Consider the following 16,150-nt stretch of genomic DNA (forward strand, 5'->3'; position numbering starts at 1 on the left):
AAATAGAAAAGGATGGTGCTTTCCATCCTTTTCCTTATGTATTTTGAGTGTCGAAACTATTCTCAAAACAAGTTTTACACTACCAATTGTATAATTAGGTTATGCTTTTATATTAAGAATTTTGCTGACCAAATCTTTTCCCGAGTTTAGCTAACAATTCAGGTTGATCGCTTTGGCTCATTATAACTTCAATAAAGATAAGTTGATTCTTATTAAAAGTTATATTTGTTAAGACTTCTGCTAATTCTGATTCATTTTCTACTTTAAATGTTAGACTTTTTTCTTCTGCCCCAAATACCATTGATAGTTTATTGTAATCCCAAATTTGTATATCATTATAAGGTTGGTTTTGGCCGTGAATGGCACGTTCAACAGTGTATCCGTTGTTATTGATTAAAAATATAATCGGTTTTAAATTATGACGTAGTACAGTTGATAACTCTTGGGCAGTTACTTGGAAAGAACCGTCACCAATAATTAAAATGTTGCGCCGTGATAAATTGGCGAGCTGTGTACCAAGTAGAGCAGGCAGTGTGTAGCCGATAGATCCCCATAACGGTTGTCCTACATATGCAGTGTTATTAGGTAGAGGGATAGCAGCACTACCAAAGAAAGGTGTTCCTTGCTCTACAATTAAGACGTCGTTTTCTTGTAAGAAATGGTACATTTGCTGCCAAAAACGTTTTTGTGTGACCATTTGTGCTTTTGGAATGAACTCTTCAGTAAAAGGTGATGATTCTAAAATAAATGGCTTAACGTCAAGGGTATCTTTATTACGATGCTCAATTGAATCACTTAAATGTTGTAAAACATCCTGCATTACAACTGGACCGTATTTTTTATCTATAATTTTCACAGTGTAGGGATGGATTTCTATAACTTGTTCTTTTGTAAAACCTTGTGTGAAGCCACCTGTAATAGTATCAGTTAACTTCACACCAATACTAATAATACAATCAGATTCATCAATTCTTTTTCGCAAGTACGGAGAACTTACATCACCAGTATAAACCCCTATAAATTGAGGCTGTTTTTCTGGGAATATTCCTTTTCCCATACTTAACGTCGCGATGGGAAACCCAGTTTTTTCTACGAATTGATGTAAATTTTCTTTAGCGTGAAATCGATCTACTTCAAAATCAGCTAAAATAACAGGTTTTTTGGCACTATTTATTTTTGAAATGGCATGTAGAAGCATTTTATTTAATGCTTCTTTATTACTTAAAATAGGTTTATTTATAATAGGTTCTGTCGGTTTATTAATTGGTTTATTATACACATCAATTGGCAAATTAATATGAACCGGGCGTTTTTCATTCCAACATGCACGTAAAACACGGTCAATTTCCTCAGCAGCATGCTCAGGTGTTACATTTGTTTGTGCTATAGTGATTTCTCGATACATATTGGAAAAGTGATCGAACTTTCCATCTCCTAACGTATGATGGACGATTGCTCCATTTTCCATTACTTTTGTTGGTGGCGTACCCGTAATTTTTATAACTGGCACGTTTTCCGCATATGAGCCAGCAATACCGTTAATAGCACTTAATTCTCCAACACCGAAAGTAGTAATAAGAGCAGCGATTCCTTTTATGCGAGCGTACCCATCTGCTGCATATGCAGCATTTAATTCATTACAATTTCCAATCCACTTTAAATTTTCATGTGCTACTACATCATCTAAAAAGGCAAGATTATAATCACCAGGAACGCCAAATATATGTTCAATTCCTAATTCGTGTAGTCTATCCAATAAATATGCACTTATAGTATATTGTTTTTTCAAATGAATCATCTCCTAATTATGCAATGAATGTTTCAATAGACTAAATAAGTTCTAATGCGTTGATTAAAATATTCATTACTAGATTGTGGTATAATTTACATACAGGGGGAAAGTAGATGACACAACATAAAGAAGAACAGATGAATGAGGCATTAGCATTATTTTATTTTGCATATAAAACATTTACTGAAAAGCCAGATGAAATTATAAAAGAATATGGCATTCAACGAGTACATCATCGAATTTTATTTTTTATTGCACGTTTTCCAGGGATAAGTGTAAATGAGTTACTATCACTATTAGAAATAAGTAAACAAGCTCTTCACGGGCCGCTACGTCAACTTGTGGAAAAGGGCTTAATTGAGAGTAATGAAGCTATGCATGATCGACGTGTAAAACAGTTGTCTTTAACAGAAAAAGGTGCAGATTTAGAGAAAAAACTGAGTGATGTACAAAGACAACAAATGGGTGCTATTTTTTCAAAATTTGGTGAATCATGTGAGGACAATTGGCACCAAGTTATGAATGAAATGGCAAATAGCCGATCAGGTTTTGATGCTTGGATATCGAAACGTGAAATACCAGTCGATCAAAAATAATGAAAAAACTTCTGTTTTTATCGTTTGAAAAAGAACAAATTTTATCCATACATTTGGCAACTATGATTTGGTCATAGAGTGAATGGATAAAAAGATACATTACTAGATACTTTATACGTGTACGCAATGGAACAATAAAATTCACATTTCCGAAAGGGGAATTATAATGATAAAACTTGTACTTATTCGTCACGGACAAAGCTTATGGAATCTTGAAAATCGCTTTACTGGATGGACAGATGTTGATCTATCAGAGAATGGATTAAGTGAAGCGAGAGAAGCAGGAGCAATATTAAAGAAAAACGGATATACTTTTGATATGGCTTATACATCTGTATTAAAACGCGCAATTCGGACGTTATGGATTGTACTTCATGAGATGGATCTTACTTGGGTTCCAATACATAAATCTTGGAAGCTAAATGAAAGACATTATGGTGCATTGCAAGGGCTGAATAAAGATGAAACTGCTCAAAAATATGGTGAGGAGCAAGTTCATATTTGGAGAAGAAGTGTTGATGTAAGACCACCGGCTCTTACTGAAGACGATCCTCGATATGAAGCGACCGATCCAAGATATAAAACACTCAAAAAAGGTGAATTTCCATTAACTGAATGTTTAGAGGATACGGAGAAGAGAGTACTTGCTTATTGGCATTCAGAAATTGCGCCGACATTAAAAAGTGGTAATAAAGTAATTATTTCATCACACGGTAACACAATTCGCTCGCTAGTAAAATATTTAGACAACCTTTCAAGTGATGGTGTAGTTTCATTAAATATTCCAACTAGCATTCCGCTTGTTTATGAATTAGACGAAAACTTACGTCCGATTCGTCATTATTATTTAAGTATGGATGGAGAAGTACCTGAAGGGGAAATTCCGAAACATATTTCTTTTTAATACGAAAATTTGAAATGAATGCTTGTCTACATATACAATATAGACTCATGGTAAAGTGAAATTTTAATCAGTGGGGGTCTTATTTCCCACAAATAACAGGATAAAAGACGTGGTACTTTCTAATATATATGCGATGTAGCTAATTTTAGAAGCTTGTCCACGTCTTTTGTCATAAAGAGAGCAGCTTGCGCATGTAATGATATCGTGAGTAGTTTTTGAATGGAGGGTGATGTGATTAATGATCTCTAACATTCGAATTGGCTTATTTGTTTTAGCGATTGTCTTTGTAGTCCTTGTTTTCTTTTATTGGAAAAATGAGGAGTTGTACGAGGAGAAAAAGCAACGTATTAGAAAGACTTGGTATGGTTTGTTTATCATATCTGTCACCGTGTATTTCATGATAAAAGGAATCGATTTAACCCTCTGGAAAAATCTTTTAATGTTTACTGCAATGGTTATTTTTGTTGATATTGCGTTCATTTTAACGCCTAATATTTCAGAAATATGGGGTGCAAAATTTAGCGATATTGGCAAGACAGTTCAATCCATAAAACGATCATTAATTGCATCTAAAGCAAGAGGAGAAATATACACGACAATTATTCAAAATGTTAATCCAGCAGTATTCGGTACGATGGAATGGCATACGGAAGAGGAATATACAAAGAGCTTAAATGCATTTTTAGATTCATATGGGGAAAAGATTGGCGCGAAAATTGTTGTTTTTGAAGCTGCGAAGGAATTAAATACAAACTTTCGTGGTATTCGCTCACAATTTAGTATTATCGTCCCGTTAGAACATATCGAGCAATTGAATGAGCAGAAAGCGGTGCAAGTGGAAAATGTCGGGATTATACCAGCAAAAATAGTAAGTGACGTTTTCATTGTTATTGATGGAAAGAAAAATAACCTGCAAGATCGGGATTTTGAAAATGTATATAATTTAACAATACATCATAGTTATTTTAGTAAATAAGGACAGAATCTTTTTCTGTCCTTTTCTTCTATACATAAATTAAAAACAAAATCCGACAAAGTTGAATAAAATTGGACAATCATTCCTACACTAGCATGTAGAGGTGATTGTAGTGGTAAAAGATTATGACAATGATTTTTTTAAAGAGGATAACGAAGATACAACAGATTTCTCTTTAATAAAAGGGGATACGTTGCAGCAAGTAGAAGAATTAGAAGAAGAATTAAAAAGAAAATCATAAGTGTACACTCTTTCTACATTTGCTATATAATATAAATAAAAGGTTGTATCTTTTTGAAAAGGGGGAGAAGAGATGGCTGAAGTCAATGTACAAAAGTCTTCGTTTTTTAAAGAAAAAAAAGAAGAATCCAATACAGATTTCTCTCTTGTGAAAGGTGCATTAACGGAGAATATAAATCGGTTAGAGAAACTGATGAATAATAGTAGTTCAAAATATATACAGGTGAAAAGAACAAAAGAAAATGCATAGAGCATTTTCTTTTGTTTTTTATTTAATAGTAAACTTATCTTTTACTTTTTTAGGTAAATCTGTTTTCTGAATCTCTTCATAGGACTTTACTTCAATTGATGATATTTCATTGTTGCTATTATCATCTTGATCTACATAAAGGCGTAAAAACGCGTCTTCATTTAATTTATGATTGTTTTCTTTTTTTGTACTTCTAAATGTAATTTGTTTTTTGACGCCATCTTCATCAAATGCGGACAGCGTATAGTTTCGTAAGTTTCTATGATCTACTTTTTCGATAGTTCCTTCGCCTTTTATCTGCATGTAATATACATCTTTACCAATTCTATTTAGTGACGCTCTCTCACAGCCAATAGTAAAACTAAAAAATAATAAACATAGTGTAATAATTGCTAAAAACTTTTTCATTTTCTTTATCTCCTTTAATGTGTTTCTTTAAAAAGTATACGACTATTATTAAATGTGAAAAATCGATATAGCTTACAACGCCCTTACAATGTTGTAAGAGTGTTGTACATAAAATGAACAATAAAAGTTAAAAGAAAGGTAAAATAATGAATCGTGGTATAATGATATGAGACTTACATATTATTTTTTCATTTTGAGAGGAGCTTGAAAAATGTATTCTACTTTAGAACAATTAACAAAGCACCCTGTATTTTATCATTTTGCAGAAATTTCAAAGATTCCTAGAGGATCAGGTAATGAAAAGGAAATTAGTGATTATTTAGTGGGCTTTGCAAAAGAGCGTAACTTAGAAGTCATTCAAGATGAAGCATTAAATGTCATTATTAAAAAAGAAGCAACAGCAGGTTATGAAAATGTACCAGCTATTATTATTCAAGGTCATATGGATATGGTTTGCGAAAAAAATCAAGCAACAGTACATGATTTTGAAAAAGATCCAATTGAATTACGAATCATTGGGGACATGTTATATGCAAATCAAACAACTTTAGGTGCTGATAATGGTATTGCAGTTGCGTATGCATTAGCTTTATTAGATTCAAAAGAAATTCCGCATCCAGCACTTGAAGTCGTTATCACTACTGAAGAAGAAACGACAATGGGCGGGGCTTTTGCTATTGATCCAAATCATTTTGAAGGAAAGATATTTATAAATATTGATTCTGAAGAAGATCATAAATTACTTGTAAGTAGTGCAGGTGGTGCGAAAGCTGTTGAAACAATTCCCGTAATTTGGGATGAAACGCCAGCGAATATGGATGCATACCGTCTATATGTTGGTGGTCTAAAAGGCGGCCATTCTGGTATGGAAATTGATAAACAACGCGGTAATGCGAACAAAGTATTAGGACGAGTATTACGTGATTTATCAGCACATACGGAGTTTTACATAAGTGAAGTTCACGGCGGATTAAAAACGAATGCAATTCCGCGTGAAAGTGTAGCTACAATTTTAATTCGTACAGAAGATGTAGGACAAGTAGAAGAAAAACTAGAATCATGGACACGTGTATTACAAGAAGAAATGCGTGCTGTTGATCCAGATGTTCATGTTACACTGACAAAATTGGATGAAACAGTTGAAAAAGTATTTGCTAAAGAGACACAAAAGCAGCTTATTTCATCATTATTCTTAATTCCAAATGGCATTCAAAGTATGAGCATGGATATTAAAGGCCTTGTAGAAAGCTCAACGAATTTAGGTGTTATTGAAACGTTGCGAGATGAAATTAAATTACGTAACGAAGTGCGAAGTTCTGTAAGTAGTTTAAAACAACATGTTGCAGAAGAAATCAAATATATTGCTGAATTAGTTGGTGCTACATTTGAAATAGAGTCAGAGTATCCAGAATGGCCATACAATCCAAACTCACAAATTCGTAATTTATTTGAAAAAGTACATCAAGAAAAATACAATAAAGAAATTGAAATCTTCGCTGTACATGCGGGGATTGAGTGTAGCGCATTCGTTCAAAAGATGCCTGAATTAGATGCAATTTCATTCGGACCAGACATCTTTAACGTCCACACTCCAGATGAACATATCAGTATCTCTTCTGTAGTGAATAACTGGGGATTCTTCATTGATGTAATGAAGGGTACGAAAGAATTAGCTAAGTAATAACGACGAAATAAAAAGGAGCCTATAAAAATTTATAGGCTCCTTTTTTGTATTGGAATTTATCCCGCTATTTGCCGGGAAGCCCGATGGGTTCAACTAATAATCAGTGGGGGATGAATAAAACCACTACTGATTAAAGTTTTACTTTATGAGAAGTCATTTTTCGTTAGTATGTAATATTAAGCTTGAACAATTAATAAGGATGAATTGTTGATGTTTTTTAGTACTGATGAAGGGGTGGAGAAATGAAGGAAAGAAAGCATTTTATTGTTTGTATGTTTTTATTGTTCTTCACATTTAGTTTTATTGGTGTTCAGAAAATAATAGCAGAAGAAGTTGAATTTTCAGGAACAACAGCTCCATTGAATGTAAATGTTAGAGAGGCAAAAAGTTTAAATGCAAATATTGTAGATGTGATTCCCGGAAATACAAAAGTATCTTTTAAAGGATGGGAGTATGGTGAAGCGGTTAAAGATTACTGGACAGGAAATTTAGATAATCGTTGGTTTTATTATTTTAAAGATGGAAAAAAAGTATATGTAACGTCAGCGTATATTAATGGAAATCCTCCAAATACATCAATAGATCGTAAATTATCTGTACCTAACATATTACAAGAAAGGTCAAATTGGTGTTGGGCAGGCACTTCGGTTTCAGTTTTAAATTATTTTGGGAAAACTCCATCACAAGATCAGTACGTTAGGTATGTTAAGGGTGGATCATATAATAATCCTGCAACTTCACGTGAAATACAATATGGATTATCGGGATATGGTGTTAGCTCAGCTATAAGTTCTGGAGCAAAATCTTATGATTGGTTCAAAAGTCAAATTAATAGTAATCAGCCGATGATTGCACTCATTATGTGGCAAAATGGAGCTAACATCGGACACTTTCTAGTACTTGATGGGTTTTATAAAGGGACAAATGGAACAGATTATATAACATACATGGACCCTTGGTATGGTGATCATTATAATCATAATTTCAGTACGTTCCATAACAATAATAATTTTTGGTGGAGTGAAACTGTTTATAATATCCATGCAAACTAATAATATTAAAAGCGGGGGTTCATAAATGGGAAAACTACTTAAGCTTGTGATACCGTGCATGTGCTTAATGACTGTTATTATTTTTGCTAGTAAAATTAGTTATGCATCAAAAAATAAAAGTGAACCAGTACAATCGATTGCATTAAAAGATTATCAATATAGTAAGGGAGGTTCTTCAGAAAATTTAAGTTTTGAAAAAATAACAACATCTCCATTTTCGTTACCAATCTATGAAACAATTCCAGCACAGCAAATTTTAAATAGCTCTGAATTTAAGTATTTACTATTACCAACAAATGAAAAGCTATGGTTTATTATGAAGGATGAGCAGCCAGAAGGATTGATTGTTGCGAATGATACTGAACCGATTCGAACGGGCGGAGAAAATAGAAGTAAAGATTTATATGGATTATATAAATCAATAAAAAATAATACAAATGAAACAAAAGATATTATTTATTTCGAATTTGAAGGGCAAGGAATATTGGTAGTAAATCAAAATAATGATCAAGAAATATACCTTAGTAAAGGTGCCGCTGCCATATTAAAACTTCCTGCTGGTCAAAAAGTATTGAGCAGTGAAGTAATACAGAAAATGAAAGAGAGAATTGTAACTGCTTTTGAATAGTTAAATATAAACTGAATAAATATATATATGTATTTAATATGAAATTTCATGTACTGTATTATTTTCGAAAATAATACAGTACATGGTATAAAAAGGATAACAAAAAAAGAGTGTAAGATATTATGAAAAAATGATGATTATAGTAGGAATAGTTGATTCTTACTTATTTTGTATAGAGTTCGATTCAAATTGCACTTCACATTTAAAATATTTAAATAATTCAAACGGAAAAGCTTGACCTTCACACTATGTAAAGGTTTACAGTAAGACAGAAAAGGAGGTTAAGAAATGAAAAAAATAACGAATTTGTGTATGAGTGCTATACTAACCACATCTATTTTCAGTGGTTATGCTCTAGGGAAAGGGATTGAGAAAGTTCAGGCGAAGGAAATTGAAAAAACGCAAAGAAAAGATATGAAGAAAGTAGAGGTACGAAAACAAGTAGGAAAGTATACAATGCCAGATGAAAAAAGCAAACATGAAGGAACATGGCTACAATGGCCTCATGAATTTACATATGGGCAAAAATATCAGCAAGAAGTAGAGCCAATTTGGATTCAAATGACAAATGCTTTAAGCAAAGGCGAAAAAGTTCATATTGTTGCATATGATCAAGAAGAAAAAGAAAGAATTACTGAGGTTTTAATAGATCACGGGGTAAATATGGGAAAAATTGATTTCTTTATCGCACCTACTGACGATGTATGGGCGAGAGATACTGGACCAATTTTTGTTTATGATAATGACAAAAATCTAAAGATATTAGACCCAGGATTTAACGGATGGGGAAAGAAAACACCATATAAGAAAGATGCTCGTCTTCGTGAGAATCTTAGTAAACAGTTAGGAATTGAAAGAATTGATTGGAATAAATTTGTTCTTGAAGGTGGCGCATTTGAATTAGATGGTAATGGAACTGCTTTACTAACTAGAAGTGCTGTAACGAATAAAAATAGAAATGCAAAATTGTCAGAAAAATATATTGAAAAATATATTAGTGACCTTGAGGTAACAAATTTTATTTGGTTAGATGGAGTACCTAACTTAGATATTACTGATTTTCATATTGATGGATTTGCAAAATTCCACGATAAATCTACTATTATAACATTAAACAAAAAAGATTTAGCTGAATGGGGAACGTCTGATAAAGATATTAACAAGTTGTTGCAGGCAAAAGATGCTGAGGGTAATAAGTACAAGTATGTATATCTGCCGCTAAGCAAGAATAATGTTACATTAGAAAACGGAAAGCAACTTGATTATAAAGGTTCATATATTAATTATTATATAGCGAATCAAGTTATCTTAGTACCTAACTATAATGACCCTAATGATAAAATAGCAAATGAGACGATTCAAAAACTTTATCCTGATCGTAAAGTGGTGGGGGTTGATGTAAGAGAGCTTTATAAAAATGGTGGTATGATCCATTGTATTACTCAACAACAACCAATTAATTTAAAATAATATATTTATAGTGTTTAGGGAAGTTTTCTATTTCTTATGAGAACCTGTTTATCTATAGGATAGGTAAAGATGCGATGGCATTTTTACCTATTTTATTTTTTACCCTGCATTAACGGGCAGCTCGAATGATTAAAGTTTCAGTTTATAGGAAAGGTATACTTAACTTATAAACTGAAGAAACCCACCCTTTTTGAAAAAGCTTAATCAAAATGGATGGATTTTCTACATTAAAAGCTATACTTGCTGTTACGGAAGAAACATTGTCTAAAGGTATGTTTTTACCTTTTAAAAGTTCCTGGTACAATTAGTCTTACTAAAATATCTAAATACAATCTATATTTTTTCTTTTAGCAAGCCATACATGCCCATTACCTTCAGAATACAGAATTACCTTAAATAATAAAAGTTCAGCGACTTTTCTGTTTTTATTTGTAAATGAACCACATTATACTTGGTCAATTATTGTGCAACCTTTTCGAATAAATGATTTTCTTTATTTGAAAATAAGGGTGCATCTATAAAACCATAATGATAAACTAAAATACCTAATTCTACTCTAGAATTAATATGCCATTTTTCTTTAATATGATTAATTATCGTTGAAATTCTTCGAGGGGTAACATATATTTTTTTTGAAATTTCTACATCTGTAAATCCTTTTGCTACATAAATAGCCACTTCTAACTCTCTTTCGGTCAACATTCTTTTCATAAAATACGCTCCTTCGAAATGATTTATATAAAAATCAAAAGAAACTATTAAAAGAAATAAAGGTGGAAAATCATATTTAGTTCTTTTAATTTCGCTATTTGCGGACAGTAAGATACCCACCTCAAAATTTAGCTGTGGCAAAGAAGTCGGACTCTCTGTAAATGCCTGCCTGGAGTGGACTAATAATCAGTGGGCATGAATAAAACTCCCATTGATTATTAGTGAACCATATTTTAATAATTTCTCGTATTGTGATACAAGTTTGTAAAAGAAACTATAAATCCATATAATTAGTAATTGTAACTATATTAATTTTACATTACATTAAAAGTTGGAAAATATTCTTATACTCATAAAGTGTTACATTTGAGGGAGGAAAGATGGAATTCTACAATCTTGGTATTATTATTAAAGAACTTAGAAAGAAAAAAAACATGTCACAATCTGAATTATGCCATGGAATATGTTCACAAAGTCAAATTAGTAAGATAGAAAAAGGTATTATTTATCCATCTAGCATATTGTTGTATCAATTATCTGAAAGACTTGGTATTGATCCAAATTATATATTTGCACTAACCAAAAACAAAAAAATAAAATATATTGAAAATGTAAAATATGTAATGAGAGATTGTGTGAAACAAAAACAATATAATGAGCTTTACGAAATAGTGAAAAAAGAGAAAAACGAAAATAATTTCCAATCAAAAGAAGATAAACAATTTCTATTATGGCATGAAGCGATTGCTATATATTATGTAAATGGAGCAACAATTAATGCTTTTGACATTTTAAATAGAGCACTAAAACAAACCTTAAGTAGTAGTAACTTTTTATCAGAAAAAGAAATAAGCATAATGAATTCAATTGCTATAATACATGCAGAAAATAAAGAGTATGAGAAAAGTATAAATATATTAAAACAAAGTTTAATTAATTTTAATAAGATAGAATTTCCTAGAGAAAAAGAAATCAAATTAAGACTCATTCATACGTTAACAAAATGTTTACACCTTGCAAATCAATATGAAGAAGCAATAAAGTATAGTGAAATAGGCATAAAATTAGCCATAAATATGAATACTTTATACTTATTAGGTGAATTATTCTTTGAAAAAGGTGCAATTTTATTAAAAGTTCAGCACTCTAATGAAGTTGGTTTAACATACATAAAAAAGGCATTATTTATATTTGAATTAACAGAAAGAAAACAATATATAAAAATGATCAAGGATAAATATATTAAAAATCAAGAATAAACAAGAAATAATTCTAACATAAGTTATTCCTAATTGGTATTTATTCCTAAAAAAAGTGCTGTAATACGAACTATTCCTAATTGTTGTTTATTGCTAAAATAAGTACCGTAATATTAGATAAAAATAAAGGGTGGCATTTTATGAAAACAAGAGGGATTACTCGTAAAGCAGATAGCATGGGGCGTATTGTTATTCCAATGGAAATAAGACGGAGTTTAGGAATTGTAGAAAAAGATTCTCTTGAAATGTTTATAGAAGAGGATCAGATTATTTTACGAAAATATCAATCTCCAAGAGCTTGTGCACTTACAGGGGATATTTCAGACAGCAATATTTCGTTAGCGAATGGGAAGATTATTGTAAGTCCAAGCGGGATGGAACTGTTAATAAAGAAGTTACAGCAATATCTTTTAAAATAAAAGGTAAGTAAGAAATTTAAAATAGAATATACTTGGAAAAAGGTCCTCTATCACCATTTAGGGGACCTTTTTATTGTTATCAATAAAATTGAGAGGCCGTAGTTGGTTCAATGAAATACGAATTACCTTATAAATAGTCTGACTATTTTTTATAAAAAAACTATTTATTTACATTTTTTGGTTTCGTGTTATATTTTTAGTGTCAATATATTTATCTTGAAAATTCTGATTTTAAACTCGGGAAAACTTTAGAAAATGAAATACTCTTACTTGAATTGAAAATCATATAAACATAGTTTGAAAGTAAAGTATGAAAATGAATCAGATTTTCAAATTAAATTTGTCAATTCAATAGAGGTTCGTGGGGGAAATGTAGCTAAGAAGAAATCTCTTATACTCCATGTTTTTTATTTGTAAATCGGTAATTCTAATAGCTCTGACGAAAAGTAAAGGAGTAAAAAAGAAGTGGATAGTTTGTTTAATGAAGATAGGGTGTAAAAAATAAAACAACGGAGGTTTTATAATGAATAAAGGAATACTGCAGATTACAGAAATTGAAGAAATTACTATTCCGAATCTATTGAAGGATAAAATGAAGAATCTGATAGAAAATGAATTAAAAACTCATAATCCTTATACTTGTGATCAAGAAATAGCAGCATATTTTTCAAAAGAGTGGCTTAATTGTTTGATTGACTATTCAAAGAAAAATCCGAATTCAGATATGAAAAACCTACTACATATGATAAAAATAGCGAATTGTGGTGGGAACGTACCGCCTATCCTTATTAAAAATACTCCATGTGATCCTATAGAAACACTATTACCTGGGGAAAATCGCAGAGGTTTTAATTATGGTGAAGACGAACACGATAGAATGAAAAAATATTTTTATGCAGAATGGGTCACATGGCTTTTTGCCACACTTTTTAATTATGATGCTTTAATTCACCCATCCGAACATGCAGGGAAAAATAGATTTCATCTTATTTCGCCTTTAAATAACGATGAAGTTTTGCGAAATGTCGGTGCAAGCACCGGTGGCGGGAACTTTTATCAACATAACGATGCCACAGTGTATACAGATATGAAAGACCAGTCAGATATTGAAGCGAGATTGAATACATTCAATACAAATTTAGAAATTGTATCAAATAGACTTAATAAATCCGTGGAACGAATAGTGTCTGAAATTACTTGTGGAAAATTTACTAGAGTTGATGCTCTTTTATTAAAAGGAGTGTTAAATTTAAAAACTCAAACTCATATTGGAACGCCAAAATTACTTCAAAAGCATCTTGAAGAAAATCACTTCAGTAAAGATGATATATTGGCGATAAGTAAAATGCCTATTGCTCATATCGCAGGAATGGCGGATGGTGAAATATCTGGATTTGTAGGGGAAATAAACCAAATTATATTTTTGGATGACAATGGTGATATTATTGCAACTTGTTTGAATGGAGCAGAAAATAGATTGATTTATGTGGGAGAAAGTGAAGAAGAAAAATTGAAATTTGACATGTTTTTAGAACTCTTACGAACAACGCCTACTTATAAGGTTCCACTTACATCTGAAGATTTATTAATTATCCCAAATTCATACTATGGTAAACAAACAAATGTAACTCATGGTAGGGAAAGGTTATCTGAGGAAGAATATAAAATCCCGATTGGAGATAATAAGTACGGAAGAAGAATTGTTTGCAGGCAGTACGTTTCCAGCCGATTACGTGATCAGAAAGAAAGTTACTTTACAGATATCATTAACTAGTTTAAAGAGAGGAGGGGCGATGGGGAGGTTTGGGTTATAATAGCTCAAGCCTGCCCCTATTCTTTGTATGGATTTTACTATTGAATTACTCATACTACTATTTTTAGTAGCTGTATTAGCAGGATGGATAGATACAATTGCTGGGGGCGGTGGTATGATAACTATCCCGATAATGTTATTAGTAGGTATGTCTCCTTCTGTAGCGATAGCAACTAATAAACTACAAGGGAGTAGCGGAACCCTCATGGCAACAATGATTTTTATTAAGAAGAAAGAAATTAATCTCAAAGATATGCGTTTGTCCATCTTAATGACCTTTTTGGGATCCGTTTTCGGTGGATGGCTTGTTTTACAGATACGGGCAGAATATCTAATCATGATATTACCTTTTTTACTTATTATTATTGGTCTTTATTTTCTATTATCTCCAAATATAGCAAACGAAGATCGACCGAGAAAAATAAGTATGTTGTTGTTTGCGTTAACAGTGGCTCCATTCCTTGGATTTTATGATGGCTTCTTCGGCCCAGGAACAGGTAGTTTAATTGCTTTAGCATTCATTCTTTTATGTGGATATAGTGCTACAAGAGCAACTGCAAATGCTAAAATCTTGAATTTTACAAGTAATTTCGCCGCTTTGTTATATTTTATTATTTTTGGCCAAATCGATTGGACAATTGGGTTGATTATGATGCTTGGTCAAATTATAGGATCATATATTGGAGCGAAGATGGTGCTTACAAAAGGGACGTCATTAATACGACCAATAGTGGTTATTGTTTGCTTTGTCATGGCAATTAAAATTTTTTTACAAAATATGAACTAAATGTAATCAAAATATTATTTGGATCAAAGTTAGAGTGTTTTCATGTTCTTATTGCAGTATTACGCTGTTTAAGATGTGTTCAAAATTACACAATTTGACTAGGGTAATGTATTGCGTTATGCTTTTTTTAGTATAAAAGAAAGGCTTGAAGATAATGATTCGTCGTTTGAGAAAGCTAAAAAATGTAGCTGTCGTAGTAAGCTTCTAAGTAAATAGCAAAATATATAATACTTAGAAGCGAGGAATAAAGTTATGAAGTATCCATTATTTAATCATTGGTCAGAAACACAGTATATAAAAGATATAGTAACAAATCCACTCATTGAAGTGGGAGAGTACTCCTATTATTCAGGCTATTATAGTCATCAAAATTTTGAAGATGGCTGTGTAAGGTATTTGTGGGGGGATGCCAAGTCTCAAGCACTTTTCAATCCAATTGAACAGATGGGATGGCATCTTGATAAACTCATTATTGGGAATTATGTTTGCATTGCAAGTGGGGTAGTCATTTTAATGGGGGGTAATCATAATCATCACTCAGAATGGATTACAGTATATCCATTCGCTGAGCAAATTAAACAATCATATGAACCTAGGGGAGATACAGTCATTAAAAGTGATGCTTGGATTGGAATGAATGCTATAATAATGCCTGGCGTTACTATTGGTGAAGGTGCAATTGTTGCTGCAGGATCAGTCGTAAGTAAAGATGTTCCGCCGTATACAATAGTTGGTGGAAATCCTGCTAAGGAAATAAAGAAACGATTCACTGATACAGAAATAAACATGTTAATGGAAATGCGTTGGTTTGATTGGGATAGGAAATTGATTGAGAAGGCAATTCCGCTGTTATCTAGTCCATCCATCGAACCATTATTTACTTTTTATAAAAATGAAGTGAAAAATAAATAAATCAGTTAGAAAAACTACATCCAGTATAGGGTGTAGTTTTTTATTTTTTGTAAATGTGGAACAAATGTATTATTTAGATTGTCTATTAACTGTAATCCTAAAAAATATGAAAGTGTGAATCATTTTGAAAAATATAAGGGGATTAAAAATAAGGATATGTGTGGGAATACAAAGTATTAGCGCACATAAAAGTGTCGGATGAGATGGTCTATATGAAAGCGATTCTAACGTTTTATATGTATATATAAT

General features: G+C 31.8%; 17 protein-coding genes. 14 read left to right on the forward strand and 3 right to left on the reverse strand.

Annotated features, from left to right (window positions below; genetic code table 11):
- Nucleotides 1–112: 112 nt before the first annotated feature.
- Nucleotides 113–1,798 (reverse strand): alpha-keto acid decarboxylase family protein, encoded by a 1,686-nt coding sequence (locus NST90_RS11995; protein ID WP_033695152.1) that lies wholly within the window; start codon nucleotides 1,796–1,798, stop codon nucleotides 113–115.
- Nucleotides 1,799–1,905: 107 nt separating this feature from the next.
- Between NST90_RS11995 and NST90_RS12000 the strand changes: the two genes are divergently transcribed.
- The 5 genes from NST90_RS12000 to spoIISB all read left to right on the forward strand — a co-directional run bounded on the left by NST90_RS12000 (nucleotide 1,906) and on the right by spoIISB (nucleotide 4,758).
- Nucleotides 1,906–2,388, forward strand: a complete 483-nt coding sequence (locus NST90_RS12000) for a MarR family winged helix-turn-helix transcriptional regulator (protein WP_000191886.1) — start codon at nucleotides 1,906–1,908, stop codon at nucleotides 2,386–2,388.
- Between the two features lie 166 nt (nucleotides 2,389–2,554).
- On the forward strand, nucleotides 2,555–3,292 hold the full coding sequence (gene gpmA / locus NST90_RS12005; RefSeq protein WP_000594136.1) for a 2,3-diphosphoglycerate-dependent phosphoglycerate mutase: 738 nt from the start codon (nucleotides 2,555–2,557) through the stop codon (nucleotides 3,290–3,292).
- Between the two features lie 238 nt (nucleotides 3,293–3,530).
- The gene (locus tag NST90_RS12010; protein ID WP_000624977.1) at nucleotides 3,531–4,268 is read left to right on the forward strand and encodes a type II toxin-antitoxin system SpoIISA family toxin; all 738 of its coding nucleotides are present in this window, start codon (nucleotides 3,531–3,533) and stop codon (nucleotides 4,266–4,268) included.
- A 112-nt stretch (nucleotides 4,269–4,380) separates the two neighbouring features.
- On the forward strand, nucleotides 4,381–4,509 hold the full coding sequence (locus NST90_RS12015; RefSeq protein WP_000237818.1) for a hypothetical protein: 129 nt from the start codon (nucleotides 4,381–4,383) through the stop codon (nucleotides 4,507–4,509).
- Nucleotides 4,510–4,581: 72 nt separating this feature from the next.
- Nucleotides 4,582–4,758: a stage II sporulation protein SB gene (spoIISB, locus tag NST90_RS12020; protein ID WP_000852629.1), complete on the forward strand. Its 177-nt coding sequence runs from the start codon at nucleotides 4,582–4,584 to the stop codon at nucleotides 4,756–4,758.
- Between the two features lie 18 nt (nucleotides 4,759–4,776).
- Here spoIISB and NST90_RS12025 read toward each other — a convergent pair whose 3' ends face one another.
- Nucleotides 4,777–5,166, reverse strand: a complete 390-nt coding sequence (locus NST90_RS12025) for a YxeA family protein (RefSeq protein WP_000713865.1) — start codon at nucleotides 5,164–5,166, stop codon at nucleotides 4,777–4,779.
- Between the two features lie 211 nt (nucleotides 5,167–5,377).
- Here NST90_RS12025 and pepD point away from each other — a divergent pair, with 211 nt between their 5' ends.
- From pepD to NST90_RS12045, 4 genes are all read left to right on the forward strand, one after another.
- Nucleotides 5,378–6,847 carry a beta-Ala-His dipeptidase gene (pepD, locus tag NST90_RS12030; protein ID WP_000287543.1) on the forward strand — a complete coding sequence of 490 codons (1,470 nt, stop codon included), beginning with the start codon at nucleotides 5,378–5,380 and terminating at the stop codon, nucleotides 6,845–6,847.
- 245 nt (nucleotides 6,848–7,092) lie between these two features.
- Nucleotides 7,093–7,902 (forward strand): papain-like cysteine protease family protein, encoded by an 810-nt coding sequence (locus tag NST90_RS12035; protein WP_000664543.1) that lies wholly within the window; start codon nucleotides 7,093–7,095, stop codon nucleotides 7,900–7,902.
- Nucleotides 7,903–7,927: 25 nt separating this feature from the next.
- Nucleotides 7,928–8,530, forward strand: coding sequence for a hypothetical protein (locus tag NST90_RS12040; RefSeq protein WP_000517265.1), 603 nt, complete (start codon nucleotides 7,928–7,930; stop codon nucleotides 8,528–8,530).
- A 288-nt stretch (nucleotides 8,531–8,818) separates the two neighbouring features.
- Nucleotides 8,819–10,000, forward strand: coding sequence for an agmatine deiminase family protein (locus NST90_RS12045; protein WP_025709615.1), 1,182 nt, complete (start codon nucleotides 8,819–8,821; stop codon nucleotides 9,998–10,000).
- A 459-nt stretch (nucleotides 10,001–10,459) separates the two neighbouring features.
- Here NST90_RS12045 and NST90_RS12050 read toward each other — a convergent pair whose 3' ends face one another.
- Entirely contained in the window at nucleotides 10,460–10,711 is a 252-nt protein-coding gene (locus tag NST90_RS12050; RefSeq protein ID WP_000827555.1) for a LuxR C-terminal-related transcriptional regulator, read from the reverse strand.
- Between the two features lie 380 nt (nucleotides 10,712–11,091).
- Between NST90_RS12050 and NST90_RS12055 the strand changes: the two genes are divergently transcribed.
- The 5 genes from NST90_RS12055 to NST90_RS12075 all read left to right on the forward strand — a co-directional run bounded on the left by NST90_RS12055 (nucleotide 11,092) and on the right by NST90_RS12075 (nucleotide 15,901).
- Complete coding sequence (locus NST90_RS12055) at nucleotides 11,092–11,970, forward strand: helix-turn-helix domain-containing protein (RefSeq protein WP_016512835.1); 879 nt, start codon at nucleotides 11,092–11,094, stop codon at nucleotides 11,968–11,970.
- A gap of 140 nt (nucleotides 11,971–12,110) precedes the next feature.
- Nucleotides 12,111–12,389, forward strand: a complete 279-nt coding sequence (locus tag NST90_RS12060; protein WP_000857360.1) for an AbrB/MazE/SpoVT family DNA-binding domain-containing protein — start codon at nucleotides 12,111–12,113, stop codon at nucleotides 12,387–12,389.
- Between the two features lie 523 nt (nucleotides 12,390–12,912).
- On the forward strand, nucleotides 12,913–14,163 hold the full coding sequence (locus NST90_RS12065) for a hypothetical protein (RefSeq protein ID WP_001032364.1): 1,251 nt from the start codon (nucleotides 12,913–12,915) through the stop codon (nucleotides 14,161–14,163).
- 67 nt (nucleotides 14,164–14,230) lie between these two features.
- On the forward strand, nucleotides 14,231–14,989 hold the full coding sequence (locus NST90_RS12070) for a TSUP family transporter (RefSeq protein ID WP_000347984.1): 759 nt from the start codon (nucleotides 14,231–14,233) through the stop codon (nucleotides 14,987–14,989).
- 252 nt (nucleotides 14,990–15,241) lie between these two features.
- Nucleotides 15,242–15,901, forward strand: a complete 660-nt coding sequence (locus NST90_RS12075; protein WP_025709614.1) for a CatB-related O-acetyltransferase — start codon at nucleotides 15,242–15,244, stop codon at nucleotides 15,899–15,901.
- The last annotated feature ends 249 nt before the right edge of the window (nucleotides 15,902–16,150 follow it).

The sequence above is a fragment of the Bacillus sp. FSL E2-8900 genome (assembly GCF_037966225.1).
Classification (GTDB): Bacteria; Bacillota; Bacilli; order Bacillales; family Bacillaceae_G; genus Bacillus_A; species Bacillus_A cereus.

Bases quoted from the DNA above. Each gene is read 5' to 3' on its own strand.
- NST90_RS12055 (WP_016512835.1), top strand. From the start codon at position 11,092: ATGGAATTCTACAATCTTGGTATTATTATTAAAGAACTTAGAAAGAAA.
- spoIISB (WP_000852629.1), top strand. From the start codon at position 4,582: ATGGCTGAAGTCAATGTACAAAAGTCTTCGTTTTTTAAAGAAAAAAAA.
- NST90_RS12040 (WP_000517265.1), top strand. From the start codon at position 7,928: ATGGGAAAACTACTTAAGCTTGTGATACCGTGCATGTGCTTAATGACT.
- NST90_RS12075 (WP_025709614.1), top strand. From the start codon at position 15,242: ATGAAGTATCCATTATTTAATCATTGGTCAGAAACACAGTATATAAAA.
- NST90_RS12010 (WP_000624977.1), top strand. From the start codon at position 3,531: ATGATCTCTAACATTCGAATTGGCTTATTTGTTTTAGCGATTGTCTTT.
- pepD (WP_000287543.1), top strand. From the start codon at position 5,378: ATGTATTCTACTTTAGAACAATTAACAAAGCACCCTGTATTTTATCAT.
- NST90_RS12045 (WP_025709615.1), top strand. From the start codon at position 8,819: ATGAAAAAAATAACGAATTTGTGTATGAGTGCTATACTAACCACATCT.
- NST90_RS12050 (WP_000827555.1), bottom strand. From the start codon at position 10,711: ATGAAAAGAATGTTGACCGAAAGAGAGTTAGAAGTGGCTATTTATGTA.
- NST90_RS12070 (WP_000347984.1), top strand. From the start codon at position 14,231: ATGGATTTTACTATTGAATTACTCATACTACTATTTTTAGTAGCTGTA.
- gpmA (WP_000594136.1), top strand. From the start codon at position 2,555: ATGATAAAACTTGTACTTATTCGTCACGGACAAAGCTTATGGAATCTT.
- NST90_RS12060 (WP_000857360.1), top strand. From the start codon at position 12,111: ATGAAAACAAGAGGGATTACTCGTAAAGCAGATAGCATGGGGCGTATT.
- NST90_RS12000 (WP_000191886.1), top strand. From the start codon at position 1,906: ATGACACAACATAAAGAAGAACAGATGAATGAGGCATTAGCATTATTT.
- NST90_RS11995 (WP_033695152.1), bottom strand. From the start codon at position 1,798: ATGATTCATTTGAAAAAACAATATACTATAAGTGCATATTTATTGGAT.
- NST90_RS12065 (WP_001032364.1), top strand. From the start codon at position 12,913: ATGAATAAAGGAATACTGCAGATTACAGAAATTGAAGAAATTACTATT.
- NST90_RS12035 (WP_000664543.1), top strand. From the start codon at position 7,093: ATGAAGGAAAGAAAGCATTTTATTGTTTGTATGTTTTTATTGTTCTTC.
- NST90_RS12025 (WP_000713865.1), bottom strand. From the start codon at position 5,166: ATGAAAAAGTTTTTAGCAATTATTACACTATGTTTATTATTTTTTAGT.